This is a genomic window from Nonomuraea sp. CA-143628 (genome assembly GCF_050942315.1).
Lineage (GTDB): Bacteria > Actinomycetota > Actinomycetes > Streptosporangiales > Streptosporangiaceae > Nonomuraea.
Window position 1 is genome coordinate 10,260,945 of record NZ_CP192072.1, and the last position, 13,601, is coordinate 10,274,545.

At 70.3% G+C, this 13,601-nt stretch carries 15 protein-coding genes; 5 read left to right on the forward strand and 10 right to left on the reverse strand.

Going from position 1 to position 13,601, the window contains the following annotated elements; translation table 11 throughout:
* Window positions 1-246: 246 nt before the first annotated feature.
* Both rpsO and ACQP2T_RS46455 read right to left on the reverse strand, forming a co-directional pair.
* Window positions 247-516 (reverse strand): 30S ribosomal protein S15, encoded by a 270-nt coding sequence (gene rpsO, locus ACQP2T_RS46450; protein WP_214642971.1) that lies wholly within the window; start codon window positions 514-516, stop codon window positions 247-249.
* A gap of 164 nt (window positions 517-680) precedes the next feature.
* Window positions 681-1,610, reverse strand: coding sequence for a bifunctional riboflavin kinase/FAD synthetase (locus ACQP2T_RS46455; protein WP_433519922.1), 930 nt, complete (start codon window positions 1,608-1,610; stop codon window positions 681-683).
* An 83-nt stretch (window positions 1,611-1,693) separates the two neighbouring features.
* Here ACQP2T_RS46455 and ACQP2T_RS46460 point away from each other — a divergent pair, with 83 nt between their 5' ends.
* From ACQP2T_RS46460 to ACQP2T_RS46470, 3 genes are all read left to right on the forward strand, one after another.
* On the forward strand, window positions 1,694-2,713 hold the full coding sequence (locus ACQP2T_RS46460; protein WP_433511225.1) for a TRM11 family SAM-dependent methyltransferase: 1,020 nt from the start codon (window positions 1,694-1,696) through the stop codon (window positions 2,711-2,713).
* Between the two features lie 111 nt (window positions 2,714-2,824).
* The gene (locus tag ACQP2T_RS46465; RefSeq protein WP_433511226.1) at window positions 2,825-3,409 is read left to right on the forward strand and encodes a hypothetical protein; all 585 of its coding nucleotides are present in this window, start codon (window positions 2,825-2,827) and stop codon (window positions 3,407-3,409) included.
* A gap of 35 nt (window positions 3,410-3,444) precedes the next feature.
* Entirely contained in the window at window positions 3,445-4,134 is a 690-nt protein-coding gene (locus ACQP2T_RS46470) for a hypothetical protein (RefSeq protein ID WP_433511227.1), read from the forward strand.
* 24 nt (window positions 4,135-4,158) lie between these two features.
* Here ACQP2T_RS46470 and truB read toward each other — a convergent pair whose 3' ends face one another.
* From truB to rimP, 8 genes are all read right to left on the reverse strand, one after another.
* Window positions 4,159-5,031, reverse strand: coding sequence for a tRNA pseudouridine(55) synthase TruB (gene truB, locus ACQP2T_RS46475; RefSeq protein ID WP_433511228.1), 873 nt, complete (start codon window positions 5,029-5,031; stop codon window positions 4,159-4,161).
* A complete protein-coding gene (locus ACQP2T_RS46480; RefSeq protein WP_433511229.1) occupies window positions 5,031-6,140 on the reverse strand; it encodes a DHH family phosphoesterase in 1,110 nt (369 codons plus the stop codon). The genes truB and ACQP2T_RS46480 overlap by 1 nt, the downstream gene beginning before the upstream one ends.
* An 8-nt stretch (window positions 6,141-6,148) precedes the next feature.
* On the reverse strand, window positions 6,149-6,625 hold the full coding sequence (rbfA, locus tag ACQP2T_RS46485; protein WP_433511230.1) for a 30S ribosome-binding factor RbfA: 477 nt from the start codon (window positions 6,623-6,625) through the stop codon (window positions 6,149-6,151).
* A 43-nt stretch (window positions 6,626-6,668) separates the two neighbouring features.
* Window positions 6,669-6,965: a DUF503 domain-containing protein gene (locus tag ACQP2T_RS46490; RefSeq protein ID WP_433511231.1), complete on the reverse strand. Its 297-nt coding sequence runs from the start codon at window positions 6,963-6,965 to the stop codon at window positions 6,669-6,671.
* 119 nt (window positions 6,966-7,084) lie between these two features.
* A complete protein-coding gene (gene infB / locus ACQP2T_RS46495; RefSeq protein WP_433511232.1) occupies window positions 7,085-10,249 on the reverse strand; it encodes a translation initiation factor IF-2 in 3,165 nt (1,054 codons plus the stop codon).
* A gap of 112 nt (window positions 10,250-10,361) precedes the next feature.
* On the reverse strand, window positions 10,362-10,676 hold the full coding sequence (locus ACQP2T_RS46500; RefSeq protein WP_357946766.1) for a YlxR family protein: 315 nt from the start codon (window positions 10,674-10,676) through the stop codon (window positions 10,362-10,364).
* Window positions 10,660-11,664 carry a transcription termination factor NusA gene (gene nusA, locus ACQP2T_RS46505; RefSeq protein ID WP_357654416.1) on the reverse strand — a complete coding sequence of 335 codons (1,005 nt, stop codon included), beginning with the start codon at window positions 11,662-11,664 and terminating at the stop codon, window positions 10,660-10,662. Before nusA ends, ACQP2T_RS46500 begins: the two co-directional genes overlap by 17 nt.
* A gap of 12 nt (window positions 11,665-11,676) precedes the next feature.
* On the reverse strand, window positions 11,677-12,168 hold the full coding sequence (rimP, locus tag ACQP2T_RS46510; RefSeq protein ID WP_225299403.1) for a ribosome maturation factor RimP: 492 nt from the start codon (window positions 12,166-12,168) through the stop codon (window positions 11,677-11,679).
* Between the two features lie 220 nt (window positions 12,169-12,388).
* Between rimP and ACQP2T_RS46515 the strand changes: the two genes are divergently transcribed.
* Both ACQP2T_RS46515 and ACQP2T_RS46520 read left to right on the forward strand, forming a co-directional pair.
* Window positions 12,389-12,859 carry a hypothetical protein gene (locus ACQP2T_RS46515; RefSeq protein ID WP_433511233.1) on the forward strand — a complete coding sequence of 157 codons (471 nt, stop codon included), beginning with the start codon at window positions 12,389-12,391 and terminating at the stop codon, window positions 12,857-12,859.
* Window positions 12,856-13,284 carry a ferritin-like domain-containing protein gene (locus tag ACQP2T_RS46520; protein WP_433511234.1) on the forward strand — a complete coding sequence of 143 codons (429 nt, stop codon included), beginning with the start codon at window positions 12,856-12,858 and terminating at the stop codon, window positions 13,282-13,284. The genes ACQP2T_RS46515 and ACQP2T_RS46520 overlap by 4 nt, the downstream gene beginning before the upstream one ends.
* The last annotated feature ends 317 nt before the right edge of the window (window positions 13,285-13,601 follow it).

Consider the following 13,601-nt stretch of genomic DNA (forward strand, 5'->3'; position numbering starts at 1 on the left):
CCGCGCCCTCTTTCTCACCGGCACCCTCGTTAGGTGCAGCGCCGGTCTTCGATCGAAGCGCCCGGTCAGAACTGTCACTGTTACCGGAAGCCACTACCGAGGACCGGCCCGCATGCGTCGCGGGTCGCTTGGTGCTTGTGCGGACGCGGGGGCTCTTAAGTGTGTCTCGGATATTCAGTTGTACGGCGCTCGACGCGCCGGTGGTGCAATGAGAAGGGAGCGACGCGGACGCCGCTCCCTCTCACTCTATCGGCGCAGGCCGAGGCGCTCGATGAGCGCACGGTAACGCGCGATGTCGACCTTCTGCAGGTACTTCAGCAGGCGGCGCCGGCGCCCGACGAGCAGGAGCAGGCCACGACGGCTGTGGTGGTCGTGCTTGTGCGTCTTCAGGTGCTCGGTCAGCTCGCTGATGCGCTTGCTGAGCAGCGCGATCTGCACCTCGGGCGACCCGGTGTCGCCGTCAGCCGTCGCGTATTCAGCGATGATGGTCTTCTTGGCAGCGGTGTCGAGGGACACGGCTCTCCTTTGAGCTACAGGCACGCGCGAATAGATAAGTAATGCGAGCGACCGTGCGTGCCTACAGTCGCCGCGGCGAAGGCCGTCAGAGCAGCGCGCAGCGCCGCCGTCACTGGACCGACATGCAAGGTTACCATCGCGGTCAAGCGCCGCGTCATCAATCCTCAGCCCGAGGTCAGCCGCCGGGCCTGGTCGACGTCGGTGTGGATCTGGGCGATGAGCTCCTCGATCGAGTCGAACCGGGTGTTTCCCCGCAGTCTCGCCGCGAAGTCTACCGCCACGTGCACGCCGTACAGCTCCAGGTCGTCGCGGTCCAGCGCGTACGCCTCGACCGTGCGCGGGACCCCCTCGAAGGTGGGATTGGTGCCGACGGAGATCGCGGCGGGCCAGCGCTCACCCGCGTAGAGGGCGGGCAGGTTGGCGACGGGCACGCACTCCAGCCAGCCCGCGTAAACCCCGTCGGCGGGGATGGCCGTGTGGGGCGGCGTCTCGACGTTGGCGGTGGGGAAGCCGAGCTGGCGGCCGCGCTGGTAGCCGCGCACGACGACGCCCTCCACCCGGTGCGGGCGGCCCAGGCCCGCCGTGGCGCCCTCGACGTCACCGGCCGTCAGGCGGCCGCGGATCTCGGTTGAGGAGACCCCGTCGAGCAGCGGGACCACCTCGACGGCGAAGTCGTACTTCTCGCCGAGCGCGACCAGGGTCTCGGTGGTGCCGGCCGCGCGGTGGCCGAAGGTGAAGTTCGCCCCCACCACGACCACGGCGGCCCGTAGCCGGTCGGCGAGGATCGACTGGGCGAACTCGCCGGGGCTCATCCTGGACAGCTCCAGCGTGAACTCCTCGACGCACACCTCGCCCACGCCGAGCTCGGTCAGCAGCTCCGACCTGCGCCTCGGCGTGGTCAGGCGGGCCGGGTGGGACCCGGGCCGGACGACCTCGGCGGGATGCGGCTCGAAGACGACCGCGACGCCGCGCAGACCGCGCTCCCGGGCGGCGGCCACGGCCCGCTCGACCACCTGTTGGTGCCCGCGGTGGACGCCGTCGAACACGCCGATCGTGACGGCGGACCTTTCCGAACCCTGCACGCCCGGCCCCATTCGCTTGTCGCGGATCAATCCTCCACCAGCCTGCCATGCGCCGCCGCGTCGGCTCCAATCGAGGGGGTACGATCGGCCGCACCATGCCTCGATACGCACTTCTGATCCTGCCTGCCTTCAACCGTGTCTACGGTGAGAGCGCGGTCCGCCTGACCCTCGCCGAGCTGGCCTTCTTCGGCCGGCGGGCCCTGGAGACCGAGGTGTCCGACCTCGGGGAGAGCGTGATCGGCGGCCTGCCGTACGTGACCTTCGAGACGTCCGAGCCGCTCGGCGCCGGCGACGTCGCGCTGCTGTCCAACCTCTCCTCGGTCTACGCGCTCTACGGGATCGAGGGCGGGCTGCTGCGACCGCTCACCGTGTCGCCGCTCGACCGGCTCAGCAGCGATCTGATCACGATCCAGAAATACGCCGGCAAGACGAACGAGCACTTCACCAAGCTGCTGCTGAACGTCACGGTGCTGGCGAGCGACCGACGGCTGGACGAGCGGTTGTCGGTGTTCGACCCGCTGTGCGGGCGTGGCACCACGCTCAACCAGGCCCTCGTGTACGGATATGACGCCTATGGGGCTGATGTCGACAGCAAGGATTTCGAGGCGTACACCGGCTTCCTCAAGACCTGGCTGAAGAACAAGCGTTTCAAGCACACCGCCGAGATCGTGCCCGTACGCCGCGAGCGGGCGCTGGTCGGCCGCCGGCTGAACATCTCCTTCAGCCGGTCGAAGGAGGAGTTCAAGTCCGGCGACACGCAGCGTGTCTCCGTGGTCAACGCCGACACCCTGCGCAGCCGCGAGTTCTTCAAGCCGCGCTCCTTCGACGTCGTGGTGACCGACGCCCCCTATGGCGTGCAGCACGGCAGCAGGGGCGGCGGCGCTGGGCTGTCGCGCAGCCCCCTGGAGCTCATCAGGAAGGCCGCGCCTGTCTGGGCGGAGCTGCTGCGGCCCGGCGGCGCCCTCGGCATCTCGTGGAACACCTATGGCGGCACCCGCGACGACCTGGCCGAGATTCTCGCCAAGGCGGGGCTCGACGTGGTCGATCTGCCCGACTTCGAGCACTGGGTCGACCAGGCGATCGTCCGCGACATCTTGGTGGCCCGCAAGCCATAAGAGGTCGGACCTCTCCCCGCTTCCGACAGCTCACATCACATCCCTTGACGAGTGAGTGTGGTAAGTGCTCCCACGAATCCTGTTAGGAAAGTTTCCTAATCGGGAGGAACGATGCGATTAGTCACCACGGGCGCGCTAGCGATCGGATTACTCGTCCCAGCCCTGCCCGCCGCGGCCGACCCTGTCGAGTCGGGACCTTGGACCTCGTACGAACCGACCTTCACCGTCCAGGAGCGGGGCTGCGGTGACGTCAACGACCTGACCTTCAAGCTGAACTGCTCCACCGACAGCGGCGACCAGCGGGCCGAGCGGCGCTACGCCACCTACTCCAGTGGCACCCGCCAGTTCGAGGGCTACTTCAAGATCACCAGTCTGGAAGGCACCCGCATCAGCCTGAAGCAGACCTTCAAGACGACCGGCCCGTTCTTCATGCTCGCCGTCGAACGCGGCGGCCGGCTCTACTCCGTGCACGGCGGCGACACGATCGCCACCGGCGCCACCATCGGCACGACGGTCCGCGTCAACACCGTTCACGTGGTCGGCAGCACCCATCGGACCTACATCAACGGGTCGCTGAAGCACACCGTGTCGAGTGAGAGCGGCAGCTTCTACGACAAGTTCGGCGCCTACCGGACGGGCAGCGGCAAGGGTCCCGCCACGGTCGAGTGGAGCGGCATCCAGTTCTGGCGCAAGTAGGGACCATGAAAGCAGCGGCGATCGGAGCAGCGCCGATGAGAGCAGCTCTGGTGGCATTGCTCCTGCTGACGGCCGCCTGCTCGGCACCGCGTCAGACGCCGGTCCAGGCGCCGGTCCGTCTGACGGCCACCCTCGTGTCGCCGACCGACATCACGCTGCGCTGGGAGGGCCGCGAGCCGGGCGCCTCCGGGCACATCCTGGAGTTCGCCACCGAGCCACAGGGGCCGTACACGATCCTGGGGTTCCTGCCGCCGGAGCAGAGCACGTACACGCATCCCGATCTGATCCCGCGCACGCCGTTCTACTACCGGTTGCGGCCCTACTACGGCCAGGCCTCCGCGCCGGTGGACGTGGCGCTGGGCGGCGGCCCGTACTCCAAGCCGGAGCCCGGCTGGTCGGAGCCGCGGACGATCCCCGGCGGTCCGAAAGGGGCGCGGCCGGTCAGGAGCGAGGGGGCGGCGCCGTCGGATCTGCGGGCCATCGTGACGCAGGCCGACGGCGTGGCGTTCCGGTGGACCGACCGGACCTCCGACGAGGAGGGCTTCCTGCTGGAGGACCGCCCGTCGGGCCGGCCGGACTTCCGGGTCGTCGCCGCCCTCGATCCGGACGTCAACGCCTTCGGCCTGGTCACGCTGCCCGAGGAGAGCCGCGCGTCCTACCGGGTGCGCGCCTTCCGCTACGGGCAGCCGTCGAACGTCGCTCACCAGACGACTGGCGGTTCTTAGGAAATGACGTCTAGGAAATGACGTTTAGGAAATGAACACGGCCAGGGGCTTGGCGATGCGGCCCTGCTCCTCCACCAGTGCGAGCAGCTCGCCCTCCGGCCCGAACACGCCGATCGGGCCCTTGCCGTGCCCCGCGGCGGGCAACCGCCCGCCGTGGCTGACGACCCTGGCCTCCTCGGCGGTGAGGTCCCAGCGTGGGAACGCCGCCGACACCGCCTCCCCGATGGGCAGGACCACGCATTCCTCGGCCAGCCGGTCGATGGTCCTGGCCCGCGACAGGTCGTACGGGCCGACCCGGGTGCGGCGCAGCGCCGTCAGATGCCCGCCGACGCCGAGCCCGGCCCCCAGGTCACGGGCCAGGGCCCGGATGTAGGTGCCGCTGGAGCAGGTCACCACCGCGTCGATGTCCATCACGTCGTCGTGCGCCCTGATGTCCAGCACGGAGAACTCGCTCACGGTGACCGGCCGCGCGGCCAGCTCGACGTCCTCGCCCGCCCTGGCCAGCTTGTACGCCCGCTGCCCCCCGACCTTGATGGCGCTGACCTGCGGCGGGACCTGCATGATCTCGCCGGTGAGCGCGGCGATGCCCTTCTCCACCTCGGCGGGGCGCACCTCGGCCGCCGGGGCCGTCGAGGTGACCTCGCCCTCGGCGTCGTCGGTGTTGGTCGTCACACCAAGCCGGATCGTGGCCTCGTAGACCTTCTCCGTCAGCGCCAGGTGCCCGAGCAGCCGGGTCGCCTTCTCCACGCCGACCACGAGCACGCCCGTCGCCATGGGGTCGAGAGTGCCCGCGTGGCCCACCCGCCGGGTGCCGGCCAGCCGCCGCATCTTGGCCACCACGTCGTGGGACGTCCACTCGGCCGGCTTGTCCACGATGATCAAGCCACTTTCGGCCATCAAGCCTCTCCGTCTCGACTCGGCAGCAGCGCCCGGAACGCCGCGATGGTGTCCTCGACGCTGAGGTGCGAGGTGAATCCGGCCGCGTTGTGATGACCGCCGCCGCCCAGCACGGCGCAGATCGCGCCGACGTCGACCGCGCCCTTGGACCGGCTCGACGCCTGCCAGGCTCCCTGGTCGTCCTCCTTGAGCACCACCGCCACCTCGGCCTCGTCCGTGCGCCGCACGATGTCGATGAGGCCCTCCAGCTCGGTGTACGGCAGGCCGTAGGCGGCCCGGTCGACCCGGGGCACGTACGTCCAGACCAGGCCGTCCTCCAGCGACACCCGCTCAAGCGCGGCGGCGAGCACCTTGAGGTAGCCGAACGGAGACCGGTCCCACAGCTCGCGGGCGATCTCGTCGGTACGCAGCCCCGTGGCGACCAGCCGGGCGGCCATCTGGTGCACCTCCGGCGTGGTCGAGGCATGCCGGAACGAACCGGTGTCGGTCACCAGCCCGGCGTACAGGCAGGTGGCGATGTCACGGTCCAGGCTGCCGCCGAGACGGTAGATCAGCTGCTCGGCCAGCACGGCCGTCGCGGCCACGTGCGGGTCGATGAGGCTGAGCGTGCCGAACCCGGTGTTGGACAGGTGATGATCGACCACGATGACCTCATGGGCCTTGGCCGTGTTGGGGCCCAGCAGGCCCAGCCGGTCTGGCGTAGAGGAGTCGAAGGTGATCATCAGCTCCGGCTCCGCCGGGAAGTCCGCCGGCGGCACGAGCAGGTCCTGGCCGGGCAGGAAGCGCAGCAGGCGCGGCACGTCGAACTGCCGGTCACCGAAGGAGGCGACGACCCGCTTGCCCTGGGCCCGCAGGACGGAGCCGGTGGCCAGCATCGAGCCGAGCGCGTCGCCGTCGGGTGACACGTGGCAGGCCAGCGCGATCTCGTCGGCCTTGCCGATCAGGTCGAGCGCGCGCCGCCAGGCGGGCTCGGGGATCACCGAGCCGGACGGCGGCAGCGCGCCGTCCGCGCCGGTGAGCGGCAGAGCCTGAACACGGCCCTGCCCCGATGTGCCCTCAGCCGATGCGCCCGGACCCAGGTGGGGCGGGCGATCGGTTCTGTCGCGCACGTCGGGCGTCACGTCGCCGGCTGCCCGTCCTCGTCAGGCTTGCCGATGGGCTCCGGCTCCTCGTCCTCCTCCGGCTTACGGTAGGGGTCCGCGTCGCCGGCGTAAGCCGCGCCCTCGGCCTTGCGCGCCACCTCGGCGTCTCGCGCCCTGGCGGCGTTGATCAGGTCGTCCAGCTGCCGCGCGCTGTCGGGCAGCGGGTCGTGCTTGAACTCCAGCGTCGGAGTGAAGCGGACGCCCGTCTGACGGCCCACCTCGGAGCGGATGATGCCCCTGGCGCTCTCGAGCGCGGCCGCGCTGTCGGCCCGCTCGGCATCGGAGCCGAACACCGTGTAGAAGACCGTGGCCTCACGCAGGTCGGCGGTGATGCGCGTGTCGGTCACGGTGACGAAGCCCAGGCGCGGGTCCTTGATCCGGCGCTCCAGCATCTCGGCGACGATCTGCTGGATGCGGTCGGCGAGCTTGCGCGCTCGTGCTGCATCCACCATGTTCGCTCCCCCTCACGCACGGGCCCGGAGGCCGTGCAGTCGTTCAGTCTTCGTCGTTGTAGAGCCGATGTCTCGCCGACAGCAGCTCGATCTCAGGGCGGAAGGCCACCATGCGCTCGCAGGCGTTCAATATCTCTTGGCAGTTGCCCGCCGAGCCCGAGACTACGGCGATGCCGACCTCCGCCCGGCGGTGCAGGTCGAGGTGACCGGTCTCGGCCACCGCGACACCGGGAAAACGCCTGTGCAGCTCGGCGACCAGCGGTCGCACGACGGAACGCTTCTGCTTCAGCGAATGTACGTCGCCGAGCAGGATGTCCAGGGTCAGAGCACCCACATACATCGTTGGCAACCACCGCTTGTCCTGGTGTGTGAAGGCACCCCGGCCCCGCTGCGGTGGAAAGCGGGCCCGGGCGTGCGAGAGGCGCCCGGCGGATGGTCCGCCGGGCGCCCGGCCGCGTGTTATGCGCGCGGCTTCTCCCGCATCTCGAACGTCTCGATGACGTCATCGATCCGGATGTCGTTGTAGCCGACCCCGATACCGCACTCGAAGCCCTCGCGGACCTCGGTCGCGTCGTCCTTGAAGCGACGCAGCGACGAAACGGTCAGGTTGTCGGCGATGACGACGCCATCGCGGATGATCCGGGCCTTGCTGTTGCGCACGATCGTGCCGGAGCGGACCAGCGAACCGGCGACGTTGCCGATCCTCGGCACCTTGAAGACCTCGCGGACTTCGGCGGTGCCCATCTGGACCTCTTCGAACTCGGGCTTGAGCATGCCCTTGAGCGCCGCTTCGATCTCCTCGATCGCCTGGTAGATGACCGAGTAGTAGCGGATGTCGACGCCCTCGCGCTCGGCCAGGTCGCGCGCCCGGGGCTCAGGCCGGACGTTGAAGCCGATGATGACCGCGTTGTCGTCGGCGACGGCCAGGTTGACGTCGTACTCGGTGATCGCACCGACGGCGCGGTGCAGGACACGGAGCCTGACCTCGTCGCCGACATCGATCTTGAGCAGGGCGTCTTCCAGGGCCTCCACCGAACCGGACACGTCACCCTTGATGATGAGCTTGAGCTCGTCGACGCGACCCTTCTCGAGGTTGCTGAACAGCTCCTCAAGGGTCAGGCGGCGGCTCGACCTCGCCATGTCGGCGCTGCGCTTGCGCGCCGCGCGCTGCTGGGCGATCTGACGCGCCATCCGGTCGTCGGTGACGACGATGAAGTTGTCACCCGCGCCCGGCACCGCCGTCAGACCCATGACCAGGACCGGACGGGACGGCGTGGCCTCTTCGACCAGGTCGCCGTTGTCGTCGAGCATCGCCCGGACGCGGCCGTAGGCCTCGCCACAGACGATGGAGTCGCCGACGCGCAGCGTGCCGCGCTGGACCAGGACGGTCGCGGTCGGGCCACGGCCCTTGTCGAGGTGCGCCTCGATCGCGATGCCCTGAGCGTCCATCGCCGGGTTGGCGCGCAGGTCGAGCTCGGCGTCCGCGGTGAGCAGGATGGCCTCGAGCAGCTGCTCGATGCCGGTCCCGTTCTTGGCGGAGATGTCGACGAACAGCGTCGAGCCACCGAACTCCTCGGCCACCAGGCCGTACTCGGTGAGCTGGGCACGGACCTTGTTGGGGTCGGCGCCCTCCTTGTCGACCTTGTTGACCGCGACCACGATCGGCACGTCGGCCGCCTGGGCGTGGTTGAGCGCCTCGATCGTCTGCGGCTTCACACCGTCGTCGGCCGCGACCACCAGCACCGCGATGTCGGTCGCCTTGGCACCACGGGCACGCATGGCGGTGAACGCCTCGTGACCCGGGGTGTCGATGAAGGTGACCTTGCGCTCTTCGCCCTCGTGCTCGGTGGCGACCTGGTAAGCGCCGATGTGCTGGGTGATGCCACCCGCCTCGCGCGCCACCACGTTGGTCTTGCGGATGGCGTCGAGCAGCTTGGTCTTACCGTGGTCGACGTGACCCATGACGGTCACGACCGGCGGACGCGCGGCCAGGTCGGCCTCGTCGCCCTCGTCCTCGCCGAACTCGATGTCGAAGGCCTCGAGAAGCTCGCGGTCCTCCTCCTCCGGGCTGACGACCTGGATGTTGTAGTCGAGCTCGGAGCCGAGCAGCTGCAGCGTCTCCTCGTTGACCGACTGGGTGGCGGTCACCATCTCGCCGAGGTGCAGCATGATCTGCACCAGCGAGGCGGGATTGGCACCGATCCGGTCGGCGAAGTCGGACAGCGACGCACCGCGCGGAAGGCGGATCGTCGCGCCGTTGCCGCGAGCGACCTGCACGCCGCCGATCGCCGGGGCCGACATGTTGTCGAACTCCTGGCGCCTCTGGCGCTTGGACTTGCGGCCACGCGTGGGACGGCCACCGGGACGCCCGAACGCGCCCGCCGTGCCGCCACCGCGGCCACGGCCGCCGCCACCGGGACGACCGGCGAAACCGCCGCCGCCACCGGGACCACCGGTGCTCGTGCCCGGACGACCGGCGCCACCGCCGCCACCGGGGCGACCGGCGAAACCGCCGCCACCACCGGGACGACCGCCGCCGCCACCGCCGCCAGGACGGCCACCGCCGCCACCGCCGCCGGGACGACCGCCGCCACCACCGGGACGGCCACCGCCGCCGCCACCGCCGGGACCGGCGGGACGACCCTGAGGCATCATCATCGGGTTGGGACGCGGACCGCCGGGACGGGGACCGCCCGCACCGGGACCGGGACGCGGGCCGGCCGCACCGGGCGGACCAGGACGCGGACCGGCCGCACCGGGCCTGCCGTCGCCGCCACGACCCTGCGGGGGACGCGGGGCCGCGCCGTCGCGCGGCGGACCGTCACGACGCTCGCGCTGGCCGGGACCGGTGCCGCCACCGTCGCGGTTGGCACCGGGACGCGGCGGCCGGGACTGGCCCATGCCGCTGGCGTTGGACGAGAACGGGTTGTTGCCCGGACGCGGGCCGCGCGGACCCGGCTTGGGACCGGGACCCGGACGAGGACCGCCACCGGAGGGGGAACGGTCGGACGGGCCACGATCGGACGGACCGCGGTCGGGACGCGGAGCCGCCGGGCCGCCGCCACCGGAGGGCGCGCCGGGACGCGCCGCGGGGCCGGGCTTGGGACCCGGACGGGCGGCGGGACCGGGACGCGGACCCGGCGTGGGGGCGCCCGGAGCGGGCGCGGGACGGGTGCCGCTGTCGAAACGCGCCTGCGGAGCGCCGGAGGTGTCGGCACGCTCGGGCTCAGGCTGCGGCTGGTGCGGCATCGGCACCGGCGGGCGCGGCTGACCGCCGCCCGCGGGACCTGCCGGACCCGGACGCGGGCCAGGCCTGGGACCCGGACCCGGACCCGGACGCGGAGCTGATGTTGGGGTCGGCGCCTCCGCGGCGCCGTTACCGGCCAGGCTGTCCGCCGGCCGGGGAGCAGCCCTTGGCGGCTGCGGCTTGGACGACGAACCGCCGCCCCTCGAGGACCCACCCTTGGATGCGCCCAATGCTTCGGTGAGCCTGCGGACCACCGGCGCCTCGATGGTGGAGGACGCCGAACGGACGAACTCCCCCATCTCCTGGAGCTTGGCCATGACGACCTTGCTCTCTACGCCGAACTCCTTAGCGAGCTCGTATACCCGGACCTTCGCCACTGCACTCCCTTACTCGGCCCGGGAGGCTGGCTGTGCCGTCCGGACCGTCGCTACCTTGACATCTTCATCGCCGCGTGCTCATCAGGCGCTCATAGCAATCTGACTCCGCCCATCAACTCGGCGTCCTACATGACATTTCTTGGTTCCCCTTCTCCAGGTGCACCCGCACGCGCGAGACGTCAAGCGGCCCCGGCACGCGGAACGCGCGCGGAAACGCTCGGCGACGCTCGGCAAGCTCCAGACACTTCTCGGACGGATGCAGTGACGCACCTCGACCAGGAAGCCGTCCTCGCAGGTCAGGGATCACGTGATCCTCGACCCGCACCAAGCGGAGCAGGTCGGACTTAGCCGTACGGACCCTGCAGCCCACACAGGTGCGCTGTGGAGCCGCGTGGCCACCATATTCCAGCTTACCGTGTTGACGCATCTACGGAACCGGCAGCATCCTCGGCCTGGGTGTCAGGCCTGATGTCAATCCGCCATCCGGTGAGCCTCGCGGCAAGCCGGGCGTTCTGTCCCTCTTTGCCGATGGCCAGGGAGAGCTGGTAGTCGGGCACGGTCACCCGCGCGACCCGGCCTTCGAGATCGAGGACCTCAACGTGGGAAACGCGGGCCGGCGACAGGGCATTCCCTACGAACTCGCCGGGGTCCTCGGACCAGTCGATGATGTCGATCTTCTCGCCGTGCAGCTCGGTCATCACGTTGCGCACGCGCGAGCCCATCGGGCCGATGCACGCGCCCTTGGCGTTGACGCCCTGCCTGCGCGACCTGACCGCGATCTTGGTGCGGTGACCGGCCTCGCGGGCCACGGCGGCGATCTCCACCGTGCCGTCGGCGATCTCCGGCACCTCCAGCGCGAACAGCTTCTTGACCAGGCCGGGATGGGTACGCGACAGCGTGACCGAGGGGCCCTTGTGGCCCTTCTTCACCTGCACCACGTAGGCGCGGATGCGCTCGCCGTGCACGTAGTCCTCGCCGGGCACCTGCTCGTTGTGCGGCAGGACGGCCTCGATCTTGCCGAGGTCGACCAGCACCACGCGCGGGTCCTTGCCCTGCTGGATCACACCGGAGACCAGCTCGCCCTCACGGCTGGCGAACTCGCCGAAGTTGATCTCGTCCTCGGCGTCGCGCAGCTGCTGCAGGATGACCTGCTTGGCGGTGGTCGCCGCGATTCTGCTGAAGTTGCCCGGCGTATCGTCGAACTCCCTGACGATCTCGCCCTCGTCGTCGATCTCGGCGGCGAAGATGGTCACGTGCCCGCTCGTCCTGTCGAGCTCCGCGCGCGCCTTGGGCGCGGCACCCTCGGTGCGGAAGTAGGCGATCAGCAACGCGTCTTCGATCGCCTTGACGACCAGGTCGAAGGAGATGTCCTTCTCCCGCTCCAGGCTGCGCAGGACGCTCATGTCGATGTCCACGAGGCTTTCCCCTTAGCCTTCGTCGCCGTCGACGTCTTCGTCGTCGAACCGGCGGAACTCCACCTGCACCCGTCCGCGGGCCAGGTCCTGATAGTCGAATCGGCGCCCGGCGCCGTCGACGTCGAGCTCGACGCCGCTCTCGTCGGCGGAGCGCACGCGGCCCTCCACCACGGAACCATCTCTCATCTCGGCCTTCACCAGCCGCTTGGCCGCGCGCCGCCAGTGACGCGGCTCGGTCAGCGGGCGGTCGACGCCCGGCGAGGAGACCTCCAGCGTGTAGGCCGACTGGCCCATCGCGTCGGCGTCGTCGAGCGCCGCGGAGACGGCCTGGCTGACGTCGGCCACGTCGTCGAGGCTCACGCCGCCGTCGCGGTCGACGATCACACGCAGCAGCCGGCGCTTGCCGGCCTGGGTGACCGTGACGTCCTCCAGATCGAGGCCCTCCGCGCCGACGACGGGCTCAAGGAGCTTCATCAGGTGGTCGCGGGGTGATGCGCTGCCCATATCGACCTCCCTATTGTCATGTCTCAGCCGGGCGGACCTCGCCTCTGGCTCTCAAGTCGCCTGGCCGCTCAGCCAGCTACGACAGTTGACACCCTATCTGTACGAGGGCACGAAGAGAGCGCCACTCGGCACGTGCGAATGGCGAGCGTCGCCTGACACGGGGAGCGAGCGCAAGACCGTACGATGCTATCTGCGTTCCGTTTACAGGAGGTCCCTGCCCGTGCGCCCGCGTTCTCTGTCACGGCGAGCCGTGCTGGCGGGCGGAGCGGCCGCCGCGGCCCTGTCGGGATGCGACGCGTCCGACACCCCCCAGCCGTCGCCCACTCCGTCGGAAGATCCTGAGCGGGTGCTGCTGCGGCAGCTGATCGCCGACAAGGAACACACGATCGCCCTCTACTCCGCGCTGATCGCGGGCGGCGCGACCAAGCTGACCCCGTTCCGCGACCGTCACCAGGCTCACCTCGACGAGCTGCGCAAACGCTTGCCCAGCGGGTCCTCTTCCTCTCCCGCGCCTAAGACGCCCGCTCCCGCGCCCAAGACGTCGGTGTCGCGGCTGCGTGAGGCCGAGCGCCGGTCGGCGGCGTTGCGCGTCCGCCAGCTCGCCGGCGTCTCGCCGCAGCTGGCCCAGCTCATCGCCTCCATCGGCGCCTGCGAGGCCGCCCACGCCCTGGCCCTGCCGAGGTCGACGTGACACCGGCCGATGTGGAGAAGCTGCGCAAGGCGCTGTCGGCCGAGCACGCCGCCGTCTTCGCGTACGGGCTGATCGGCGCGCGCACCACGGGCTCGCTGCGGTCCCGGGTCACGACCGCCTTCGACGCCCATCGAGCCAGACGCGACCAGTTGCGCACCGCCATCACCACCCGGGGCGGCACGCCGACCGAGCCCGAGGGGGGTTACGCCCTGCCGATCGTGCCGTCCACGGCGGCGCAGGCGGTCCAGCTCGCGGTCCACGTGGAGAGTGGCGTCACGGCCGCCTACCTGGAGTTGGTGGCTTCGGACGACGCGTCGCTGCGCCGCTATGCCGCGCTGGCCATGCAGGAGTCGGTGGCGCGCTCCTACTCCTTCCGGCCTGCGATCACCACGGCCTTTCCCGGCATGTCGGGGCCCACCGGCTGAGAGGCGGCTCTCCCGGGTGGTCCGTCCACACGATCGTCTCAGTCCCTGTGACGGCCTGTTGTGGCTGGGGTCCTTGGTGAGAGATACCCCCTTCGGGGGAGCGGAAGAAATCCGTCCGTCGTGGCTGGGGGCCTTGGGAGGAGTACCCCCTCCGGGGCGAGGAAGAAGCCGGTCCATGGTGGCTGAGGTCCTTGGGCGGGGCTCCCCCTCCGAGGGCGAGGAAGAAGCCGGTCCGTCGTGGCAAAGGTCCTTGGGAGGGGGACCCCTCCGGGGAGCGGACCGCCCGTCGTGGCAGAGGTCCCCAAGAGAGGGCCACC

Bases quoted from the DNA above. Each gene is read 5' to 3' on its own strand.
- ACQP2T_RS46455 (WP_433519922.1), bottom strand. From the start codon at position 1,610: ATGGGGCCGGGCGTGCAGGGTTCGGAAAGGTCCGCCGTCACGATCGGC.
- ACQP2T_RS46460 (WP_433511225.1), top strand. From the start codon at position 1,694: ATGCCTCGATACGCACTTCTGATCCTGCCTGCCTTCAACCGTGTCTAC.
- ACQP2T_RS46465 (WP_433511226.1), top strand. From the start codon at position 2,825: ATGCGATTAGTCACCACGGGCGCGCTAGCGATCGGATTACTCGTCCCA.
- ACQP2T_RS46470 (WP_433511227.1), top strand. From the start codon at position 3,445: ATGAGAGCAGCTCTGGTGGCATTGCTCCTGCTGACGGCCGCCTGCTCG.
- truB (WP_433511228.1), bottom strand. From the start codon at position 5,031: ATGGCCGAAAGTGGCTTGATCATCGTGGACAAGCCGGCCGAGTGGACG.
- rbfA (WP_433511230.1), bottom strand. From the start codon at position 6,625: ATGGTGGATGCAGCACGAGCGCGCAAGCTCGCCGACCGCATCCAGCAG.
- ACQP2T_RS46490 (WP_433511231.1), bottom strand. From the start codon at position 6,965: ATGTATGTGGGTGCTCTGACCCTGGACATCCTGCTCGGCGACGTACAT.
- ACQP2T_RS46500 (WP_357946766.1), bottom strand. From the start codon at position 10,676: ATGCGTCAACACGGTAAGCTGGAATATGGTGGCCACGCGGCTCCACAG.
- rimP (WP_225299403.1), bottom strand. From the start codon at position 12,168: ATGGGCAGCGCATCACCCCGCGACCACCTGATGAAGCTCCTTGAGCCC.